Source organism: Terriglobales bacterium, from assembly GCA_035567895.1.
Classification (GTDB): Bacteria; Acidobacteriota; Terriglobia; order Terriglobales; family Acidobacteriaceae; genus Gp1-AA112.
The window spans coordinates 62,612-82,641 of record DATMPC010000103.1 but is presented as its reverse complement, the minus strand read 5'-3'; the positions used below and the strand labels follow the sequence as shown (position 1 = coordinate 82,641).

Genomic DNA, 20,030 nt, shown 5'->3' with positions numbered 1-20,030 from the left:
TGGTTGGCTCTTGCCATTCGCTGATGGCGTCCTCAGAAGTGCAACCCTGAGACCACTCGTAAGCGTTTGAAAATGGAAGCCGACGGTCGATGAAGAGTTGCGAGGGCGATGGCAGGTGACAAACACTTGGCTGACCTTATTGACGTTTCAAACGAGCAAATCCATGCGCATCTGAGGTGCTCATGCCCATGTGCGTGGAGTTTTGCGTTGAGCCTGCTAGGAATTTCGCCATTCGCACATCGTTGATCACGCAGAAACAACTCGGATCGACGGCGGTGGCATCCCGAACTAAGTCGCGAGTGAGTTTGCGGGGAATCTCAACGTGGAGGATCGCCAAGTCTCCCTCGCGCGTATGCCCGTGCACTTCCGCCGTGAGATAGCCAGCATCTGCAAGCGCCTTGGAGAGCTCTGCGCCCTTCCTCGTGAAAAGTGATACCACCTGCTCCCCGAAGGCCAGATGCTGCTCGATCAAAATTCCCAAGAATGTTCCGGAAGCAAATCCGGTCCCGTATGCGAGCGCATATATCGGGTGATTCACGTTGAGTAGGACCTTAGCCACGACGCAGATGTAGATGACGGCTTCAAAGAAGCCAAGGACCGCTGCAAATACGCGACGGCCTTGAATGATCGCCGCGGTGCGAACTGTGTCCAGCGTGACATCAGTGATTCGCGCCACGATAATCAGGACAAAGGTAATGGCTACAGACGTCGGCATGTAGCTTGCTTAGCTCCTACCATCTTCTGTTTGCATGTTCGATTGATCCTCCGCAGGAATTGCGTTTTCCCTAACGGAAGCGGCCTCGCTCTGGTCCTCTTTCTTCAGAACCCCGAAGATCCAGGCAAGCAGATTAGCCCGGACTTCGTCGCGATTTAGTTCATTGAGCATCTCGTGCCGCCCGCCGGAGTAAAAATCATGCGTAATGTCGTAGAGTCCCGCTTGGTGGTAGCGAGCTATCAGGATTTCAAGCCCTTCGAGTTGTTGGCCCACTGGATCTGCACTGCCCGAAAAAAGGTAGATAGGCAAGTCGGAACGTATCCTTCCAAGCCTCATGGGATCGGACAATCGAGGCGCAGCCGCGAGAAATGAATTGAAAGACGCGGGCTGAAGTCGCGGGAAGCACAGCGGGTCGTTAATGAACGCATTGACAACTGCGTCATCGCGGCTCAACCAGTCGAGTGGAGTCCGCGCCGGCTCAAAGGGAGCGTTCAGAATGTTCCTGCCCGGCGGCGCTGCACTGGCGAGGTGTGCGAGTCCGTCCAGAGCGCCTGATCCAGAAAGGACAAGTGCGTCGACTTGGCGGCTATGCTCGAGCACGTATTGTTGGGCTGCGAAAGAGCCCATGCTGTGTCCTAGCAGGATGAATGGAGCATCGGGATTTTCTTCTCTGGCAATAGCGCTTAACCGCACCATGTCCTCGACGAGCAAGTCGAAGCCCCAGTGGCCGAAGTCGCCGAAGTGCTTCGCGGAAGACGCCGTGCGGCCGTGTCCGCGGTGATCGTTTCCGTAAACAGTGAACCCCGCGGATACCAAAAACTCGATCAACCCTGCATACCGCCCGATATGTTCACCCATACCGTGGGCAATCTGGACCACGCCTCGCACACCCCCACGGCTGTCCCACCGCGCGCAGGCTATTTGCAACCCATCTGTGCTGGTAATTCGAAACTCGGTAGAAGGAATAGTTGTGGCTTGACCACCAGGAACTGCCATTAGCACCTCCTTTTACTTGGTGACTGCAGGAGCCGGCGTGAGCAATTTCTCGATCGCCCGATCCATCGTCCGGTTCATTTCGGATACAACAGCAGGTACATCGCGCTTGTTGACTGTTCCAACCTCGGAGACAGCATTGCTCCACACGGTCGCACCAGTGGCAAGGTTCGTCATCTGAGCTGAAATCGCAACCTCGACCTTGACGCCGCCCTCGTAGTCAATTTCCTCGAGCTTCTCAAGGCGTCCGCTGAGAACGTAATCGACGTTGGAGCGGCCGTCGTACAGCTTTACGTTCGCGAAGTTTCCACTCGCGCTGAGGCGCTCCGCAACTGCGTTGGTCAGGAACTCACGAGGATCCACGGCCCAGCGATGGTAGTTATAAAACCCGATCTGCTCCGGGGACGTTTTGTAGACAATGGCCCCTTGCCGCAGGTAAGAGGGCGATCGAAATTCGCGTACTGCCAAAGATGTGCGATTGCCTTCCTGCGCCGGTGGATCGGGTGGAGGCGGCACGTGCAGAGTGTAGTAGTTCGGGTACTTCACCGCGCCTCCACAACCCGCCAGAACGATCGGGAGTGCTATGGCAAACAGAAATATCATCACGCGCTTTTTCATATGCGCCCTTCCTTATTGTTGCGGGACCTGCCGCTCTTTCGGTTGCTTGATCCGAATCATGCTCCAGGGACGCTGCTTCAGTGAGTCGGTCAGTTGATCCAGGTTGTCGGTTGCTACCCGCAGGTTGTCCACCGTATCGTCGATCTTGTAGTCGTTCGCTCGCACCATAACCTGCATATCCGTGAGTAAGCTCTTGGCTGCCTGCAAAGTACTCTGCAACTCAGCCAGATCCTTGCGTATCGGGTCCCGGATATCGGTGACTGTGCCATTCACATTCTGAATGGTGTCATCGGCATGCTGGCTGACTGCGATCAACTGATCTGAGATGCGATCAATCTTCGGACCTTCCGTCGCGAGCATGGTGTTCACGTTATCCAGCACGGCTCGAATCTTCTGTTGATTGACCGGTCCCGTAACGGTATTGAGGTTGGCGAGGAGATGTCGGGCGTCGCCGCTGATTCCTTCCAGCTCTCCCTTAACCTGCGTGACCAAGGCATTTGCGTTGTCCGCGATGGTGGCCATTTTGCCGGCGATCTCATCCAGACTGGCGGCTTCCTGCGACTGAATGGATGACCCCGGTGGAAGTCGCTTTGCATCATTGCTGCCTGTAGTGATTGATAAAGAAGCGCTGTTCATAATGCTGACCAGACCCAGTTTGGCCACGGACTTCTCATTGAGAGGCGTACCCTGTTTTACTTCGAGAAGAATCTCGATTCGGGTTGGGTCTGTCGCCCAGGGCCGAACGGCTGTTACTTTGCCGGCGCTGATGCCGCCAAAGAGCACCGAGGCTCCCGGCTCCAGCCCACCGGCATACTTAAGATAGGTCCGATATGGAACTGTCGCGCCGCTGAATTGCGCGTTCATGAGGTAAATGAGCGTGAACGCCAGGATCCCGAAGCATCCCAGGACAAACGCTCCTACTTTTGCTTCTGTTGTCACTTGTACATCTCCTGATGCTGCAGGTATTTTTCGAAGTAAGCGGCTACGGCTGGCGCCTTTGCCATGTCCCCGGGAATGCGATCGAGGAACTGCCGGACGCGTGGATCTTTGCTGGCCCTGATTTCTTCCTTTGTGCCAACCGACCTGAACGCGCCCTTGTACAGCATCGCGATGCGGTCGGCGATCCGGAAGGCGCTCGGCATTTCATGGGTCACGACGATCACTGTCATCTGAAAAGCGTTTTTCAAAAGCAGAATCAGTTCGTCGAGTTCCGCGGCGACGATCGGATCCAGACCCGCAGAAGGTTCGTCGAGCACAAGAATTTCAGGATCCAGCGCCAGAGCACGGGCGACGGCGCCACGCTTCTTCATTCCGCCCGACAGCTCCTGCGGTTGCAACTTGCCGAAATCTCCCAGCCCTACCACCGCCAACTTCATCCAGACCATCAGATCGATAATCGACGGAGCGAGTGCTGTGTGTTCCCGCAGCAAGAGCGCGACGTTCTCCTCAACTGACAGCGAGTTGAATAAAGCCGCGCTTTGAAAGGCCACGCCTATTGAGCGCCGGACGTTTTTCAATTGGGCGGGTGAGCAGCGGGTGATATCAATTCCTTTTACGTAAACACTGCCTGACTTCGGACGTTCAAGCCCGATGATCTGCCGCAATAGCGTGCTCTTCCCAGAACCGCTGCCGCCCAACAGGACCATCGTCTCTCCCTGTTCGATATCGAGATTGAGACCGTCCAATACGCGTCGCCCGTCGTATTCGACCACCAAGTCGCGAATCGAAATGATCGGCATTACGACTTTCCCATGAAGTAAAAGATGGCCGTGAAAACGGCGTCAGCGATAATGACCAGGAACGTTGATTTCACGACCGCGCTGGTTGTGGAGCGTCCTACCGAATCGGGTCCTCCACGGACACGGAACCCTTCCAGGCAGCCAACATGCGCAATGATCGTGGCGAAGACCACGCTCTTGATGAGTCCTGTGATCACGTCCTGCAACTGGATGGATGTCAACACGTATCGCAAGTAGAGCAATGGCGTCAGATGCGTGCTGAAGAACATGAATAATCCGCCCGCCAATATGCCGCACACATTACAGATGACGGTGAGGCAGGGAACTGAAATCAGCGCTGCGAGATACTTCGGCGCAAGGAGGAACTCCACAGGCTCGAGCGCCATGACGCGAAGCGCATCGAGTTCTTCGGTCACCTTCATAGTTCCGATTTCTGCCGCGAAAGCCGAACCAGAACGTCCGCTGACAGCGATAGCAGTAAGCAGCGGGCCGAGTTCACGTGTAAAGCCAACTGCAACCAGGTCGATGACGTAGTGCAAAGCTCCGAAGCGTCGCAATTCAGACGCTCCCTGCATGGCCAGAATGAAGCCGGTGCAAATAGCCATCAGTGACACCATCGGCAGGGCGTCAACGCCGATCTGCAGCATCTGGCGCACGGATGCCTGCCACCGATAACGATTTCCCACAAACGGCAACGCAGTCCCCATTGCCCGGAGAGTCGCCCACAACTGAATATTCAGGCTCCCGACGTAGTCGAGTTGAGTAATGGTGTTTTTTCCGACGTTTTCGAGAGCAGTTGCCATCAGGAAACCTTTGGCGGTGAGGAAGTGCTCTTACCGCCATCCCTTTCGAAGAGAGCCAATACGCCCGTAGTCTCGAATAAATGAAGGAGACGACCTTGCAGACCTTGCAAGCGCAACGTGATTTGGCGATTGAGCGCGACTTTGAGTCCCTCGATCAGAGTCGCAATGCCTGAAGAGTCAATGTAGGAGACTCTCGTCAAGTCGACGATCACGGTTTTGGTTGACTGCTCCCTCAGCATGCTCAGAAGCCGATTACGCAGGGCTGGTGAAGAATCAATGTTGAGGTGGCCATTCAAGCGCACGAGAGCGCCCTCTTCGCCATGATCCACGGTGATTTCAAGATCATCGGTCGGAGTAACTGCGCCGTGTGTTAACAGAATTTTCTTCAGATCATGCCCTCGACGATGTCATCGCCTTGACCGCAAGCCAAATTTCTTACGTTCAGGGTTCGCTCTCGTTAAAGGGCATGCGAACTTCCATACGAATGCCGCAGGCTCCCGCGCCCATCTTGCTGCAGGACAATCGTTTAGCCGCCATGCATGGAGAGAGGAGCCGCCGGTTCCTATGTCCGAAACAAACGCCAGTGTCAAGCAGTTGGCATCTGACAGTCGGCGCTTTCACGGAGTCGACATTGTGACTTCCGATGCACGCGAGCGCCGGAGACCGTGCCCGTCGAGTGTGCCAACGGTCCAGTGCTCGTAAGCACATGACAGTGCTTCCACAACAGCCTCTCAATTCCTACAGAAGGCAAGGGACTCTTGGGCCGGTTTGCTGTTGGTACGGAAAATGCTCTGTATCGGAAGTGAGAAGCGAACAACGACATTCGGTTCGAAAAACAGCTTTCGGAAACGGAGATTCGCGAAGTATGCCGACACTGATGCCTGCAGTTGAAGATTCCAGTCTTCCCTTCGTGGCCGTTGCTGGTCCCCAAGGAGTCCCCGTAGCGACAAGCTGCGAACGTCGACGCGAGTTCGAGAAGATTCTCTCGGACGCGCTGCCTCGCCTGAAGCGCATAGCGATGCGCTCTCTACGCAATCCCGAAGATGCCGAAGATGCAGTGCAAGACGCTATGCTGTCGGCATTTCGACACATTGCGCAATTCGACGGTCGTGCGCAGATGTCGACTTGGTTGATATCGATTGTCATTAATGCAGTACGCATGCAGTTGCGAAGGCGCGGTCGACGCCAAATGCTGTCACTAGACGAAGCTCCCAAGGACGGCCAGTGGGCGATTTCGGAATTACTCGTGGACCCGAGTCCCACTCCGGAGCAGACCTTGGAACAGGGCGAGCAGCGTGAACTTGTTCGCAAGCTAATCGCTGGCCTTCCATCCTCGCAGCAAGCGGCTCTGCGGCTCCATCAGCGGGATGACTTTTCCATAAAAAAGGCTGCAGAGACACTGGGCGTACCCCACGGAACTATCAAAGCGCAGCTCACTCGTGGCCGCGCCAAACTCACGCAGCGGTTTCAAAACGCCACGCGCAGGACCAAGACCCAATTCAGCCTTGACTTGAAAGCAGGACGCAAAGCGTTTTCGTCCGAGTACCGACCTGAACGTACACAGGCCGTGGCGCACTTGCCAGTCGCAGCCTTTAATCAACAACAAGGAGGATGCGCAGGCTACGGTGCATAGAGATTGCCTGTAAGTCCGCAATGAAGAAGTAAGACGCTGTCAAAGTTTCTGGGAAGTCGCCGTGGAGGGCTCATCCGGTTCCGGCGTGACTTTCTAACCTCCTCCCGCGCGGGTCGGACCAACCGTCCCGGCCGGAACCCTCCTCCCTCCTCTGAATCGTATAGTTCCATAACGACGAGTCAGGTCTGAATCGCTTACAGATCTCGCTTGCGATTTGCAGATACTAGTTCCAGATCGGTATCCCTCAACCCACGCTCACACCCTAAGATCCGCAGTCACTAGACGAGGCTTGACGTTCAGGGCTTGCTGAGCAGAATTGTGAAAAAGACTAGCGGCAGGTAAATGATGGACACTAAGAGCAGTCGCTTTGCCACCGCATTTGATCTTTCAACAGCCAGTCGGACGGCGTAGATGAGGAAGCCAGAGGTGAGCAGTAGATTGGCGACCCAATAGGGGAAAGAAGAATGCGCGAGAATCAATGGAATGAGGCCCGCCGGTACCAGGAGCAGACATGGCAGAACGGCCTGCAGAGCCATAAGGCTTCCCCTCGACTCTTCGTGAGGAAGAACTAGGTACCCGGCACGTGAGTAATCCTCCCGATACATCCAGGCAATCGCCATGAAGTGCGGGAATTGCCAGAGGAAGAGAATGGTGTATAGCGACCAAGCCTCCAGACTCAACTTGCCGGCTGCCCCGGCCCATCCGATCAGCGGTGGCATCGCACCCGGGAGGGCTCCCACGAGCGTGCAAAGCGGAGTCTTTCTTTTAAGCGGTGTGTAGACAAACAAATAACTTAACAGCGTGAGGAGCGCGAGCAGGCTTGCGAGCTTATTGACGGCCACGCCGAGGTAAAGGCAGCCCGAGCAAGCCAACGCGATCCCGAACCAGAAGGCACTCGAGGCAGCTATTCTGCCGGACGCTATCGGGCGTCGAGCAGTTCTTCTCATCTGAGCGTCGAAAGTACGCTCGATAAATTGATTTAGAACTCCTGTCCCACTGGCGACCAGCAGCGTTCCCAGCAACGTATTAATAAGGAGTAATACCGGGAAGTGCTGAGTTGAAGATGGAAGAGCTAAGCAAAATCCTGCGAGCGTTGTGATCAGAATCAGGAGATTCACTTCCGGCTTCGTCAGCATCCAGTAGTCGGCAAGTGTTGCAAGGCGAGCTTGCAATCTCGGAGCTTCTTCCACTCCCAACGTCAGGGCTGCAGGTTGACTGACCATCACCAGGAAACTCCGATCCCGGACGGATCCTTGGGCGGTGTTTTAGCGCTGGGAGCCTCCGAGAACGAGCGCTGCCGGCGCGAAGGAGAGAGTATCCGCATCGTGATTCCGACGGCCGGAAACAAGTAGATAAAAGTTACGCAAACCCACATTAACGAGCCCGCGAGCTGCTGGTCAGCAAGGGGTGACAGGCCGAAAGGCGCGGTAACAGTTTGGTACGAGGGATAAATGGCGCGATCGCAAAATGTGAGAAAAGCGGAAAGAGCGTCGCAGGGCAAGGTGGCGAAGAACAGGTATAGCGGAATCGACCACCGTGGCCAGCGCGCGACGCTTGGCCAGGGCTGAATTACAGGCCACCACAAGAGAATTCCAGTCGCGAAGAAAGACATCTGCTGAACGTCGTGCCACGCCTGGGATCGCATTCCAATCTCAAACAGCACAGGAACGTGCCACGCGATCAACGCAAGTGAGGGCGCAAACAAACAAAACATCGGGTGCGTCACAGCGCGTCCGAGCCATTGCACCCACGGGCGGCGGAAGAGACTACTAACGCCTGTACGAATGAATGATTGCGGAAGACAGTGCAATAGTGGGACGGCCGGAGCTCCGAGCAAAATCAAGGGTGCGGCGGCTGCCATCAGTAGAAGATGCTGCAGCATGTGGGCAGTAAGCATCTCGTGATCGAGGGTTCCCAGCGGAGAAGCTACTGCGATCCACACAAACAAGAGTCCGCTCAGAAACGCGACCAGCCGCGATACGGAAATTACTTTGGGAAACGTCGTGCGACAGCGCCACCAACCGCGAACGTAGACGATCGCGACGGCTAGCAGGGAAGCAGTCAGGCCCAGAGGAAACGACCAAGACTCCGGCTGATGAAGGTGAGAGTGCATAACCTACTTTTGAACCGCAGAAGGCCCGCTGGATTCGTTTCCTAATGTCGCTGCCTGCGAGGCATCACGCGCTGGAGACTGGCGTAGTGGATGCAACGTCTCGAGGAATGCGACCAGCGCGGTAGTCTCGGCGGGGCTGAGATTCTTTCCATAGGCAGGCATGTTTCCGCCACCTTGAATCACCTGCCGAATCAGTTGATCCTGAGTCAGGTGCACGGCCACCGCATCAAGCGACGGCCCGCGCATTCCGCCATTGCCTTCGAGGGAGTGGCAGTTGTGACACTGTTTGGCCTGGAAGACCAGTGCGCCGCGCCGTTCGAGCGCTGTTCTTCCTTTCAAGAACTGAGCGGGAATTGGTTGGCCGCTCCACGCATTCATGACGGGGCTCCAGGGAGCGTTGCCGGCGAGATGCGTAAACTCCCCAAAGACCACCGCGATTAGCGCGATGGAGAGAACAGCCACCGGACGCCGGCGCCAGCTTTTTTCACCTTCTCCGGCGATAAAGGGGAGTAGGAGTAATCCGCAGATGGCAATCACCGGACCGATGAGAAGAGCGGGCGTCTCCAACGATGGCGGCAATAGCGAGAGCAGCGCGTAGATCCAAAGAAAGAAATAATCAGGACGAGGGACAGTCTGAATGACTGTGGGATCCGGCCGGCCTGTTGGCCCAAAAGGTCCGAAGTACAGAGCGCACGCAATGAGAAGAACGACTACAAAGGCGGAAAAGACCAGGTCCTTCCAGATTGCGTAAGGCACGAAGGCGATACCGTCCTTCGCCGTGCGCTCGTGATATTCCTTCACGTAAGTCGCGCGACGCACCACACGGCCGGGCATCGGCCATTCGTTGATTCCCAGACGAAGAACCATCAACACATGGACGCCTACAAATGCAATCAGCAGGCCAGGAATCAAGAAGACGTGCAACGCGAAGAAGCGGGAAAGGGTTGCTCCGGCGATGATCGGGCCGCCCAGCAGCAAATGGACGATCCATGGTCCCAAAACCGGAATGCGGCTAGAGATAGAGGCGCCGATTCCGAGTCCCCAATAGGCGTCCTGGTCGAATCGAAGAACCTGTCCGGTAAAGGCCATTCCCAAAGTGACAAGAAGAAGGAAGACACCTACGATCCAGGTGAGCTCGCGGGGATACTTGTAGGCGCCGAACAAAAAGACCTGGACCATATGGATGAGGACGATCGCCACCATGAAGTTCGAGCCCCATCCGTGAACAGCACGAATGAACCAGCCTAAAGTCACCTCATGATTCAGGACCTGCAGGCTATTCCAGGCCTCGCTCGCAGAAGGAACGTAGATGAGCGCCAGCAGTACACCCGTAACGATCTGAACCATGAAGACGGTAAGCGCGGCGCTCCCGAACACGTAAGCCCAGCTCGCGGTTTCGCGTGGGACAGGATGCGCCGCGGCGCCGCGCACGATGGTCGCAACCTGCAGCCGGTCATCGAACCAGCGCCCGATCTTTCCGACGGTCACGCGCATGACGACTTCCTGCCACCAAGTTTGGCGCTGGGTCCTGGAGTCGGCAATTCGCCGGCCTGAATCACCAACTCGCCGTTTTCAACTTTGTAGGGATACTCGAACAAGCCGCGCTCCGGAGGTCCTGACGCGCGGCTGCCATCGGAGTAGTAGACTCCACCGTGGCAGGGGCACATGAACAGTGCCGATTGCGGAAACCAGCGCACCGGACATCCCAGGTGCGCGCAGTTTACGGCAAATATTTGGAATTTCTCGCCCGCCATCCGGCGAACCCAGCAGGCGATGTTGGCGGTCTCACCATCCCAGGAGTTAACCATGGGATTGCGATAGCTTGCCAGGCGGGTCTGGCCTTCGGGAAAATGATCGAGTCCGCCGAGCGAGACCCACGATTGCGATGCCGATTTCCGCCCGCGCAACACCGGAGAAAGTAAGAATCCCAAAACAGGAACGGCAAGAGCGGTTGCCGCCAGGCCGTTCAGCAGAAGCGCAACCTTGGCGAAGAGTGCTCGTCGTGTGAGGTCGTTGGAGTCGTTCATGGAGATTGTCCTGCCTTTGGCGATGGAGAGTACGGTTGGCCGGGAAATTTAGGGCGCTGCGCGCTCATCCAGGCGACTACGTCGGTAACGTCCTGGTCCGACATCGGCCTGCCCGGCACGTTACCGCGCCAATCGGGGGCTCCCAATTCAGGACGGCCGGTGATGACAATCGTGCGTAAACCCTGGTCGCTCACCAGCGCCAGAAATGAATCATTGGTGATGGCGCTCCCTTTTTGCCCGCCTCGGCCTCCCGGGCCGTGGCACGATTCGCAGTAGTTCTTGTACGCGGCTTCGCCTCTCAGAGCATTGCCTGTAGCTTTCGGTGCGTAGGAAGGCGGATTGGTTCCGTCGAGAACGCCCACCCGGCCCCAACGTGATCGGATTTCTCTGGTGATCACATCGATCTGCTTATCCGTCAGCATTCCGCCCGCGCTTTGAGCGAAAGCCGGCATCGAGGTTTCGCCCACGCCGTTGGCGATCACCTTGCGCATTGCCGTTTCATCCGCGATGGCCAGATAGACCGGATCGGCGAGCGCGATCGCCGCTCCTCCGCGTCCTTCCGTGCCGTGGCATCCAGCGCAGTTTTCCGCATACAGAGTTCGAAATTCCGAAACCTGATTCGGCGCCAAAGCCTCAGAGCCTGTGCGCGGCCGGCCGTGCGGAGAGTTGCAACCCGAGAGCAGCATCGCACTGAGCGCCGAAGATGCACATAGATACCGAAATGCGTTCACGGGCGTTCTTCTCCGCTTCCTTTTGGTGGAATAATCCCCGGAGCTTCAACCCCGGCGCGAATGGCGAAGGACACGTTCTCGTGCGTCGGCATTCGCGATTGCTTTACGACGATGATGCCGGCGACGACGCCGAAGGCCACTTGCGAAGCCATAAACCACGCCCAGTCAATGTGGCTCTCCAGCAAAGGATTGAGCAGCCCCATCATTGTGTACAGCAGCCCCGACCACAAGACCGGGCCGATCAGTCCTCCGAGTACGATTGGCCGTTTCGGGAACATTGGAAGCATCGCGCCGTAAAGCAATCCGACGAGCGTGGAGACCAGGAGGTGCAGACCCACAGCAATCGCAAAGCTGTCCGCGTGAAACGAATTCAACTGTCCGGGTACGAGTTTCAGCGACTGTGCGTGGATCACTGCCGCCAGAAGATTAATTGGGTACCAGATGCTTCCGACCTTCAGCACTCCATACGCACAGGCCACCACGGCCATCGCTACGCTTCCCGCAAGTCCGCCCTTCAAACCGGCCGACACCGGATACGTTTGGATAGGAAGCCAGGCGCGTTGCTGATCTGGCGTGATCGGAAACCGCTCGACTGTCCGGCGCTCGGTCGTTACGGCCACGTCCTTTCGAAGCCCGACGCGCACGACTTCTTCATGCGCGTGCGGCAAGACTTCCTGAAACCAACCGACACAACCCGCCACAATAAGCACGACGCCGAGGATGCTGACCGACGCGCTCGTAAGCAGGCCCGTGAACGCCAAGGTAAGTCCGAAAGCCAGCACCAGCGGCCACGCGGTCGGTGCAGGCACTTCGATCTCGCCTGGTGCCCCAACCACTCGCTCCATTTGTTTCGCAGATGCCATCGTTGATATGTTTTCTCCTCAGCGCCCGAGAACGTAAACCACAGTGAAAACCACAACCCACACGGCATCCACAAAATGCCAATACAAAGCAAGCACATCGACGCGAGCGGAGTGTTCCACGCCGACACGGCGAGCCAAGCCGAAGATAAGCACGATTGTCAGCATCACCAGACCCGCGGTGACGTGAAAGGCGTGCAGACCGACCAGCGAGTAGTAGGTTGTTCCAAAAAGGTTCGTAGAGATCGTCAGCCCCCGCTCGTAGATCAACCGGTGCCACTCGCGGCCAGTGCCGAACAAAAAGAGACCACCTAAGAGAATTGTGAACAACCACCAGCCCAGGAACGCGCTTCGCTTACCCTTTTGAAGGGACTTTCCGGCGAGGTGAACGGTGAGACTGCTCGACAGCAAACAGATCGTGTAGAAGATGGGCGTCTCGAGAACTTCTCCAGGAGTCGGGCCCGTGAGGCTCTTTCCTACGTAGAAGAGATAGGCAGCCACGAAAATCGTGAAGATCGCCGACTCGGCGATGATCAGACCGGCCATGGCCACCGTACCGCGATACGGAAGACTCCAGGCTTCAGCCGGTGTTTCCAGACGCGGAAACGCGATCGCGCTCATTGCTCGCTCCTTTCATTCATAGCGACTATCCGGGTCTTCTGGATGCTTCAAGTCCCACAACGGCCGCCGGCTGGCGACGACGGGAATGGAGGCAAAGTTATATTCAGGTGGCGGCGAGCTCACTGACCACTCGAGGGTCCATGCATCCCAGGGATCATTTCCCGCTATGGCACCCTTCCAATAAGAAATGATCAAGTTCGCTACAAACACCAGAACCGCGATCCCCTGGATGAATGCGCCGATGGTGACGATCAGGTTCAATGTGTCCCAGCCGCGGCCGGGCTCGTAGGTGTAGATTCGACGCGGCATGCCGAGCAATCCTTCAATGTGCATCACGTCGAAGCAGAGATGAAAGCCGATGACGAAAAGCCAGAAATGGATTTTGCCCAGCCTTTCGCTCAGCATTCTTCCGGTGACCTTCGGGTACCAGTAATAGAAGGCGGCGAAGAGCGCAAACAGAATTCCGCCTACGATCACATAGTGAAAGTGCGCCACAACGAAATACGAGTAGCTAAGCTGCCAATCAAAGGGCGCTGCGGCCTGCATGATGCCCGTGAGACCAGCAATTAAAAACTGAAACAGAAATGCGATGCAGAACAGCATCGGTGTCTTGAATTGGATCTTCCCGCCCCATATAGTGCCGAGCCAGTTGAAGATTTTGATTCCCGTCGGAATCCCCACGGCCATTGTCGTGATCGTGAAAAAGCTGTTGGCATAGGAATTCATTCCGACGGTGAACATGTGGTGAGCCCACACACTCAGGCTAACGAAGCCGATGGAGATGGTGGCCGCGACCATGACTGGGTATCCGAAAATCGGTTTCCGGGAAAACACCGGAACGATTTCCGACATGAAGGCAAAGCAGGGAATAATCAGGACGTATACTTCCGGATGGCCGAATATCCAGAAGAAGTGCATCCAAAGCACGGCTGACCCACCGGCCTGCGTATCGAAGAAATGCCCTCCCAGATACCGGTCCACCAACAGCATGATCTGCGCCGCAGAGAGCGGCGTAATAGCGATCAGAACCATTCCCGCCATCACCAGGTTGAGCCACGCCAGCAACGGCATGCGGCTGAGTGTCATTCCGGGACACCGCATGCAAAGAATCGTAGCGATGAGATTGATGGCCGTGCCAATACTGCCAAACCCTGAAACCAGCACCGCAATCGTCCAGTAATCCGAGCTGTGGCCTGGGGAAAACGCCCGAGCGGCCAGAGGAGCATACGCCCACCAGCTGATGTCCGGTGCGTTGCCGGCGCCGTACAGCCCGCTTCCACCGATGAAACTGAAGTAAAGAACAAGGCCACCCAGAGCCGTCAGCCAGAAACTGAAGGCATTCAGGCGCGGAAACGCCATGTCCCGCGCGCCAATCATCAACGGAACCAGGTAGTTCGCGAACCCGAACAAGACTGGCATCGCCACGAAGAAAATCATGGTCGTCCCATGCATCGTGAACATTCGGTTGAAGACCTGCGGCGAGACGAAGTCGTTGTGCGGACGTATCAACTGAATGCGCATAATGACCGCTTCAATTCCACCGATCACGAGAAAGACCAGAGCAAAGAGGACGTAGAGAATGCCCAGTCGTTTGTGATCGACCGTGGTCAGCCATTCGTGCAGTGTCTGGATCCAGGGCTGGCTCACAACCTGCACGTTTGGAATCGCCATCGCATCCGACGACATAAGCTGGTCTCCCAATCCTTTCGACTACCGCAGTGTCTCCAGATAACGCACGAGTGCGTCCACATCTGGCTCGCTAAGTTGCATAGCCGGCATCAGCGATCCGGGTTTAATGGCGTCCGGGTTCCGTATCCACAAACGCAGTTTTTCGTCTGTATTCTCTGCCGCGCCCGACGCGATGGTGCGACGGCTCATCAGGTGCGTCAGGTCCGGACCGAAATGTCCGTTCCCGGCCGTGCCGCTGATCGTGTGACAGTTGATGCAAGCGGTGGTTTCAAACACGCGCTTGCCGGCAATCACTGCCTCGTTGTCAGTTGTGGGCTGCCGCTGCGAGCTAACCCACGCGTCAAAATCGTCAGCTTTGTCCACCGATACGCGCAGCAGCATTTTCGCGTGCTGCACCCCGCAATACTGCGCGCACTGACCGAGAAACAGGCCCGGACGATGTGGATCCATCCACATCTCGTTTACCCGATTCGGAATCAAATCGGTCTTGCCGCCAAGCTGAGGCACCCAGAAGCTGTGGTCAGTGTCGGCGGAAAGCAGCTTCAGGAATGTCGGCGTGGGGTGAGCCGGATCGCTCACCGGAATATGCAGCTCGTTGGCTGTGACAATTCCCAGCTTGGGATAGCGAAACTCCCACCAGAACTGGTGCCCGATGACGGTGACCTCCAAAGCTGTTGCCGGTTTCGGAGCGTCCTGGATCGCGTGGATCACCCGCGCCGTAGCCAGAAACAACACGACCACGATCAACACCGGGATAATCGTCCATGCCAGCTCAATCTGCGTGCTGCCGTACACCTGCGCGGGTTCCCGCCCAGAATCCGCCGCTTTGCCGCGGAACTTCACCACGGCATAGATCAGCAAAGTAGAGACAACGACGAATATGATTCCCGTTATGGCAAACACGAACATGGACAAATTAAAGATCGACTTGGCCGGCGTGGACTCGGGCGCGAAGATATTTGTGAGACTGGAGGGAGCCTTTGGCTCAGCGGCGGCCGCTGTAGCCAGCGACAAGAACAGGAAAGTGCATATCTGAAGCGCGCTCAGTGTGGCCGAGTTCTTTATACGCCGCATTTTGCAATCGCTCTCTTTGATCTTCTGGTCTCGATAAGCCATAAGCTCGGACGAGTTGAGGGCCCTATAAGCGTGTTCGTGCACCCGATGGGATTTCCACCCGCTTCAACTATGCCGCGTCAGGGAAGACAAACACATCACGAGATCGAAGGAATTTTCCATGACTCTTTTGGGGTATGGCATAGACGATGAGTCAGGCTGCTTCAGTAAGGACGCCCGCGCGCGGGGGCTGCAGGGTACCTTCGGAACAATTTACTGCGGAATCCTCAGGCACTTTGTTACTTCGTCGTAACGTGGATCGGACCGGATTGGATCGAATGACGGGCTGCGCAAGAATACCTGCTCCAGATGATCTTCTTCGGCGCAGCCCTGTCGCAGATACTCGAATACCTTGTCTTGGTTTCCCACCCACACCCACGCCTCCGCGGTTAGATACGGTGGCTGGTATCCGGTTAGATTAGCGATCGCGTTGACGGTCGCTTGCCCGTAACTCCTCGCGTCCGCGTGCTCGGGAATCGTTAGAGTGGGAAAATACACGTGCAACTGGATGGCTGCGCTTTGATAGTCGCCCTTGAGAGCAAATAGTTCGCCCATGCGCAATGCAGTCACCGTGAAACTCGGCTGCAATTCCATGGTCTTTGTCATTTGCTTCAGGGCTTCGTCGTACTTGTGCTGTATAGAGAGGAGCACGCCGTAATTACCGTTGATGATCGGAGATAAGGGATCGATCTCAAGCGCCTCATGGTATTCCCGAGTGGCTTCATCCAGGCGCTTCATCGGCACGAGATACGCGTGGGCGTAGAGGTAGTGCGCCGATGCGTTGTTGGGATTCAGCTCCAGCGAACGCTTGAATTCCTTCTCCGCAGATTCCCACTGACGAGTGTGGGCCAGAGCCTCGGCCATCGCAGCGTGAGCCTCGGCCAGGTTAGGTTCAAGCTGTAGCGCTTTCGCAGCCGCTGCCAGGGCGAGCGCGTGCGCGTCCTTCGCTGTCGAGACGCCGTAACCAGGCGCTACGGAATACGCGTCAGCCAGCCCGGAATATGCGAGCGCGAATGCTGGATCGGCCACAATCGCCTGCTGGAAGGCCTCAATGCTCTTGCGCACGTTGTCTCTGCCGCGCTGGTTCCAGGCAAAGCGGCCCTTCAGGTAGAGATCGTAGGCTTCCGAATTCTGCGTCTCCGGCCTGGTCATGGCGTCGTGCTGTTCGCCGGAGACTTTAGCTCGCAGGCGTGCCGCCACGTCATTCACGATCTCGCCGCGCAGCGTCATCATGTTCGGCTTCGATCGCGAGTATTGCGCTCCCCACATTTCGGTGCCGTCGGCTGTGTTGATCAGATCGGTCTGGATGCTGAGTTCGCCGTTGTGTTCTGACACCCGCCCGGTGAGCACGGCGTCTACTTTCAATTGCTGCCCGATCTTCGCTGGGTCATCGTCCTTGCCCTTGAATCGAAACACGGTGCTGCGCGCCACTACCTTTACCTTCGGCAACTCCGAGAGCGTGTTGATCAGGTCCTCGGTGATTCCGTCGCTCAGGTACTCGTTGTCGGCAACGTTGGTGGCGTTCACAAACGGAAGCACCGCGATCGCGTTCACCGTCTTTCCCCCGGACGTCCTCAGCAATAGCGATGCTGCAATTGTGGCGACTATCAGCGCCGCCCCCAGCATTCCTACCCAGACCGGAAGTGCGCGCTGCTTCGCCGCCGGCAACACGGCAACCACCGCCGCGTGATCCGAATCGGGATCCCGCTGCAGGCGCTTGAGTTCGGTTCGCAGATCATTGGCGGACTGGTAGCGTCGTGAGCGGTCCTTCTGCAACGCTTTTGTGATTACGGCGTCCAGTTCAGGCGGGACCGCGGAGTTTACTTCGCGCACTGGGACTGGTGTCTGGTTGAGAATCGCGTCGTGAACAGCCTCGACGGTCTCGCCCGTGAAGGCCCGCCGCCCAGCAGCCATCTGATACAGGACCAGCCCAAAGGAGAAGAGATCGCTGCGGGAGTCTAACTTCTCCTTGCGCACCTGCTCCGGAGACATATACCCGGCAGTGCCCGCCGTTGTCCCAGCACGGGTCAGGGTTGCATCAATTCGGTCGGCACACACGGCGTTCTCCGAGATCGGATGCCAGGGATGTGTGTTTGGCGATGCTGCCGCCTTGACTCTTTCTGCGATATCTTCGTTCGCAGCCACCTTTGCGATGCCAAAGTCCAGGATTTTCACTGTCCCTTGTTTCGTTACGAAGAGGTTTGCGGGCTTGATGTCGCGGTGAATGATGCCCTTGTCGTGGGCGGCCTGCAACCCCTCGCAAATTTGAACTGCGATGTCCAGCAATGGAACCAATGCAAAGGGCATCGGCTCTGATGCCGTCATGCAGTGATGCAGATTGTCTCCCTCCAGCAGTTCCATGGCGATAAACGGCTGGCCGTCGTGTTCCTCAATTTCGTAGATCGTGCAGATGTTGGGATGGTTTAGCGCCGACGCGGTTTGCGCCTCGCCTTCAAAACGTTTCAGGGCAACCGGGTCGCTGGCTAGTTCTTCCGGCAGGAATTTAAGCGCTACGCGGCGGCCAAGCTTGATGTCTTCTGCGTCAAACACCATCCCCATACCACCACCCCCGATGGCCTCGAGGACGCGATAGTGTGAGACTTCTTTCCCGATGAGATCCGCGAGTCCGAGCCGGACGCGACCTTGGGGAAGCGGTTCCATGGAGTCTTTGAGTTTGGGGCCGAGCGTACCGCCGGTCAAGGTAGTCCAGGAGAGCGGAGGATTATGGGACGAAAATCCAGGAGGAGACAAGGATCATCTCGCGAACCGCGAACGAGGCAAATCAAGGCTTGCGGGGTAGAATCCCCGGAGCCTTCGCCTACAGATCGATGATTCCGCGCCGCACCGCGATTGCTACTGCCTGAGTGCGATCAGAGGCGCCCAGTTTGTCCATGATGTGCTTCATATGAGCCTTGACGGTTTCCACCGCGACGGAAAGTCTGTCTGCGACATCCCGATTGCGGTTGCCTGCAGCTACGTGGCGTAAAACCTCCACTTCGCGTTCGCTGAGCGCTTCGTCGCTGAGATGTTCGGCAAGTCCGGCAGCGATCTCCGGCGGAATGCATCTCTTACCGGCATGCACCTGGCGAATCGTGGCAATCATTTCTTGCGGAGGCATGCTCTTCAGCAGATACGCATGCGCTCCCGCTCTCAGAGCCCGACAAATCTCGACATCGCCTGCAGCCGTCGTCAGTATGATGATGCGAGCGTCGGCAAACTCCGATCGGATGGCGATCATCGCCTCGATGCCGCTGAGATCCGGCAGCCTGAGGTCCATAAGGGTGACATCAGGTCTCACGGCGCGATACTTTTCAATCGCCTCCTTGCCATTCGGGGCTTCCGCCACGAGCAACATGTCCGGCTGGCAATTGATGATTGCGGCGATCCCCTCGCGAAGTAATGGGTGGTCTTCCACGCTCAAGATTCGTATTCGAGCTGCATTCGTCATATTCGGCTCCTCGTACTTAAATTGAAGGGTCCCGATTGAAAACAAGTGCTGTTCTGGGAAAAAATCCCAGATCCATGAAAGATCCGCAAAAGAGCGGATGACTATTAGTTCCTTCGGTCTCGAACATCAATGCGCTTCCATCCAAAAAGTTGAGCATCCACTGACCAAGCGCCAGGTCCCAGCAACGCCAAAGCTAAGCCCATGGTTCCCAACAGAATATTCGCCGACGGATCTCCAGATTGTGAAATTATGTTCCATAGTCCGAGGATCGCCACCAGCGATCCCGCGATGGGCGTCCACAAACCTGCGAGCAGAAGCACTCCGGCAGCGATCGCAAGGACGTCTGGAACTATCGGCCCGGTTCGCAGTTTCATGATCCCGTGAACACTTAGTAAAGCCCCAGCAACCAGCCGCATGAACAGAAGACCCACGCCAGGCCGGCCTGTGGCGAATGTTGAGAATAGCCGTCGCAAAATTACCTCATTCGCAGGCTATCTAATTAAGGAGTGCGCAAAAAAGCCCCAAAAGGGCGGGACGAGATACCTCTTTCGGGGTCTTAGAAACATGCGGAAAATCTATCGTCCGAGCCGGAACAGCGAGAATAACAGGCGAGTTTTCGAATTCGATCTGAAAATCTTCGAATTCTGCCCAAAAATCGCAAATTTCCCGTCAGCGGGCAGGGAATGAACAGGGATTTCTGTGGATTTTTTTGTAAGCAACCGTGAACAAAAGGCTTAGAGGTCTTTTTTGCGAGATGCAAAAAGTTAACAGGGAGTCAACAGGGAATCGTTAGGTTCATTTTGGGAATGAGAAGTCCAATTACTAACTTTCTCCGATGTGCGGCGGTTGGGATAGCCACCCTCTCAGGCGCTGTCATCCCTCACTCCGCAGCGAAGCTGTTCATGTGTCGATGCATCTTAGGCGGAG

20 protein-coding genes are annotated in these 20,030 nt (G+C 56.5%); 1 reads left to right on the top strand and 19 read right to left on the bottom strand.

Going from position 1 to position 20,030, the window contains the following annotated elements:
- Positions 1-136 precede the first annotated feature (136 nt).
- Genes VNX88_21790 through VNX88_21760 form a run of 7 tightly spaced genes read right to left on the bottom strand, consistent with a single transcriptional unit; the run spans position 137 to position 5,197 of the window.
- Positions 137-715: a DUF5698 domain-containing protein gene (locus tag VNX88_21790; protein HWY71314.1), complete on the bottom strand. Its 579-nt coding sequence runs from the start codon at positions 713-715 to the stop codon at positions 137-139.
- A gap of 9 nt (positions 716-724) precedes the next feature.
- The gene (locus VNX88_21785; GenBank protein HWY71313.1) at positions 725-1,711 is read right to left on the bottom strand and encodes an alpha/beta hydrolase; all 987 of its coding nucleotides are present in this window, start codon (positions 1,709-1,711) and stop codon (positions 725-727) included.
- Between the two features lie 12 nt (positions 1,712-1,723).
- Positions 1,724-2,326, bottom strand: a complete 603-nt coding sequence (locus VNX88_21780; protein ID HWY71312.1) for an ABC-type transport auxiliary lipoprotein family protein — start codon at positions 2,324-2,326, stop codon at positions 1,724-1,726.
- A 12-nt stretch (positions 2,327-2,338) separates the two neighbouring features.
- Positions 2,339-3,265, bottom strand: coding sequence for an MlaD family protein (locus VNX88_21775; protein ID HWY71311.1), 927 nt, complete (start codon positions 3,263-3,265; stop codon positions 2,339-2,341).
- On the bottom strand, positions 3,262-4,065 hold the full coding sequence (locus tag VNX88_21770; GenBank protein HWY71310.1) for an ABC transporter ATP-binding protein: 804 nt from the start codon (positions 4,063-4,065) through the stop codon (positions 3,262-3,264). The genes VNX88_21775 and VNX88_21770 overlap by 4 nt, the downstream gene beginning before the upstream one ends.
- Complete coding sequence (locus VNX88_21765) at positions 4,065-4,868, bottom strand: ABC transporter permease (protein ID HWY71309.1); 804 nt, start codon at positions 4,866-4,868, stop codon at positions 4,065-4,067. Before VNX88_21765 ends, VNX88_21770 begins: the two co-directional genes overlap by 1 nt.
- Entirely contained in the window at positions 4,868-5,197 is a 330-nt protein-coding gene (locus VNX88_21760; GenBank protein HWY71308.1) for an STAS domain-containing protein, read from the bottom strand. Before VNX88_21760 ends, VNX88_21765 begins: the two co-directional genes overlap by 1 nt.
- 536 nt (positions 5,198-5,733) lie before the next feature.
- Here VNX88_21760 and VNX88_21755 point away from each other — a divergent pair.
- Entirely contained in the window at positions 5,734-6,501 is a 768-nt protein-coding gene (locus VNX88_21755) for an RNA polymerase sigma factor (protein ID HWY71307.1), read from the top strand.
- A 296-nt stretch (positions 6,502-6,797) separates the two neighbouring features.
- Here VNX88_21755 and cyoE read toward each other — a convergent pair whose 3' ends face one another.
- From cyoE to VNX88_21695, 12 genes are all read right to left on the bottom strand, one after another.
- Positions 6,798-7,724 carry a heme o synthase gene (gene cyoE / locus VNX88_21750; GenBank protein HWY71306.1) on the bottom strand — a complete coding sequence of 309 codons (927 nt, stop codon included), beginning with the start codon at positions 7,722-7,724 and terminating at the stop codon, positions 6,798-6,800.
- On the bottom strand, positions 7,724-8,614 hold the full coding sequence (locus VNX88_21745; GenBank protein HWY71305.1) for a cytochrome c oxidase assembly protein: 891 nt from the start codon (positions 8,612-8,614) through the stop codon (positions 7,724-7,726). The genes cyoE and VNX88_21745 overlap by 1 nt, the downstream gene beginning before the upstream one ends.
- 3 nt (positions 8,615-8,617) lie before the next feature.
- Positions 8,618-10,108 carry a cytochrome b N-terminal domain-containing protein gene (locus VNX88_21740; protein HWY71304.1) on the bottom strand — a complete coding sequence of 497 codons (1,491 nt, stop codon included), beginning with the start codon at positions 10,106-10,108 and terminating at the stop codon, positions 8,618-8,620.
- A complete protein-coding gene (locus tag VNX88_21735; protein ID HWY71303.1) occupies positions 10,099-10,641 on the bottom strand; it encodes a Rieske 2Fe-2S domain-containing protein in 543 nt (180 codons plus the stop codon). The genes VNX88_21740 and VNX88_21735 overlap by 10 nt, the downstream gene beginning before the upstream one ends.
- Positions 10,638-11,372, bottom strand: coding sequence for a cytochrome c (locus VNX88_21730; GenBank protein HWY71302.1), 735 nt, complete (start codon positions 11,370-11,372; stop codon positions 10,638-10,640). The genes VNX88_21735 and VNX88_21730 overlap by 4 nt, the downstream gene beginning before the upstream one ends.
- Positions 11,369-12,235 (bottom strand): hypothetical protein, encoded by an 867-nt coding sequence (locus tag VNX88_21725; GenBank protein ID HWY71301.1) that lies wholly within the window; start codon positions 12,233-12,235, stop codon positions 11,369-11,371. Before VNX88_21725 ends, VNX88_21730 begins: the two co-directional genes overlap by 4 nt.
- 18 nt (positions 12,236-12,253) lie before the next feature.
- Positions 12,254-12,853, bottom strand: a complete 600-nt coding sequence (locus VNX88_21720; GenBank protein HWY71300.1) for a cytochrome c oxidase subunit 3 — start codon at positions 12,851-12,853, stop codon at positions 12,254-12,256.
- Positions 12,854-12,865: 12 nt separating this feature from the next.
- A complete protein-coding gene (gene ctaD, locus VNX88_21715) occupies positions 12,866-14,539 on the bottom strand; it encodes a cytochrome c oxidase subunit I (GenBank protein HWY71299.1) in 1,674 nt (557 codons plus the stop codon).
- Positions 14,540-14,563: 24 nt separating this feature from the next.
- The gene (gene coxB / locus VNX88_21710; protein HWY71298.1) at positions 14,564-15,616 is read right to left on the bottom strand and encodes a cytochrome c oxidase subunit II; all 1,053 of its coding nucleotides are present in this window, start codon (positions 15,614-15,616) and stop codon (positions 14,564-14,566) included.
- Between the two features lie 252 nt (positions 15,617-15,868).
- Positions 15,869-18,406 carry a protein kinase gene (locus tag VNX88_21705; GenBank protein HWY71297.1) on the bottom strand — a complete coding sequence of 846 codons (2,538 nt, stop codon included), beginning with the start codon at positions 18,404-18,406 and terminating at the stop codon, positions 15,869-15,871.
- A gap of 67 nt (positions 18,407-18,473) precedes the next feature.
- Positions 18,474-19,103 (bottom strand): response regulator transcription factor, encoded by a 630-nt coding sequence (locus VNX88_21700; GenBank protein HWY71296.1) that lies wholly within the window; start codon positions 19,101-19,103, stop codon positions 18,474-18,476.
- A gap of 104 nt (positions 19,104-19,207) precedes the next feature.
- Positions 19,208-19,576 (bottom strand): hypothetical protein, encoded by a 369-nt coding sequence (locus VNX88_21695; protein HWY71295.1) that lies wholly within the window; start codon positions 19,574-19,576, stop codon positions 19,208-19,210.
- Positions 19,577-20,030 lie beyond the last annotated feature (454 nt).

Bases quoted from the DNA above. Each gene is read 5' to 3' on its own strand.
- VNX88_21790 (HWY71314.1), bottom strand. From the start codon at position 715: ATGCCGACGTCTGTAGCCATTACCTTTGTCCTGATTATCGTGGCGCGA.
- VNX88_21785 (HWY71313.1), bottom strand. From the start codon at position 1,711: ATGGCAGTTCCTGGTGGTCAAGCCACAACTATTCCTTCTACCGAGTTT.
- VNX88_21780 (HWY71312.1), bottom strand. From the start codon at position 2,326: ATGAAAAAGCGCGTGATGATATTTCTGTTTGCCATAGCACTCCCGATC.
- VNX88_21770 (HWY71310.1), bottom strand. From the start codon at position 4,065: ATGCCGATCATTTCGATTCGCGACTTGGTGGTCGAATACGACGGGCGA.
- VNX88_21765 (HWY71309.1), bottom strand. From the start codon at position 4,868: ATGGCAACTGCTCTCGAAAACGTCGGAAAAAACACCATTACTCAACTC.
- VNX88_21755 (HWY71307.1), top strand. From the start codon at position 5,734: ATGCCGACACTGATGCCTGCAGTTGAAGATTCCAGTCTTCCCTTCGTG.
- cyoE (HWY71306.1), bottom strand. From the start codon at position 7,724: ATGGTCAGTCAACCTGCAGCCCTGACGTTGGGAGTGGAAGAAGCTCCG.
- VNX88_21745 (HWY71305.1), bottom strand. From the start codon at position 8,614: ATGCACTCTCACCTTCATCAGCCGGAGTCTTGGTCGTTTCCTCTGGGC.
- VNX88_21740 (HWY71304.1), bottom strand. From the start codon at position 10,108: ATGCGCGTGACCGTCGGAAAGATCGGGCGCTGGTTCGATGACCGGCTG.
- VNX88_21735 (HWY71303.1), bottom strand. From the start codon at position 10,641: ATGAACGACTCCAACGACCTCACACGACGAGCACTCTTCGCCAAGGTT.
- VNX88_21725 (HWY71301.1), bottom strand. From the start codon at position 12,235: ATGGCATCTGCGAAACAAATGGAGCGAGTGGTTGGGGCACCAGGCGAG.
- VNX88_21720 (HWY71300.1), bottom strand. From the start codon at position 12,853: ATGAGCGCGATCGCGTTTCCGCGTCTGGAAACACCGGCTGAAGCCTGG.
- ctaD (HWY71299.1), bottom strand. From the start codon at position 14,539: ATGTCGTCGGATGCGATGGCGATTCCAAACGTGCAGGTTGTGAGCCAG.
- coxB (HWY71298.1), bottom strand. From the start codon at position 15,616: ATGCGGCGTATAAAGAACTCGGCCACACTGAGCGCGCTTCAGATATGC.
- VNX88_21700 (HWY71296.1), bottom strand. From the start codon at position 19,103: ATGACGAATGCAGCTCGAATACGAATCTTGAGCGTGGAAGACCACCCA.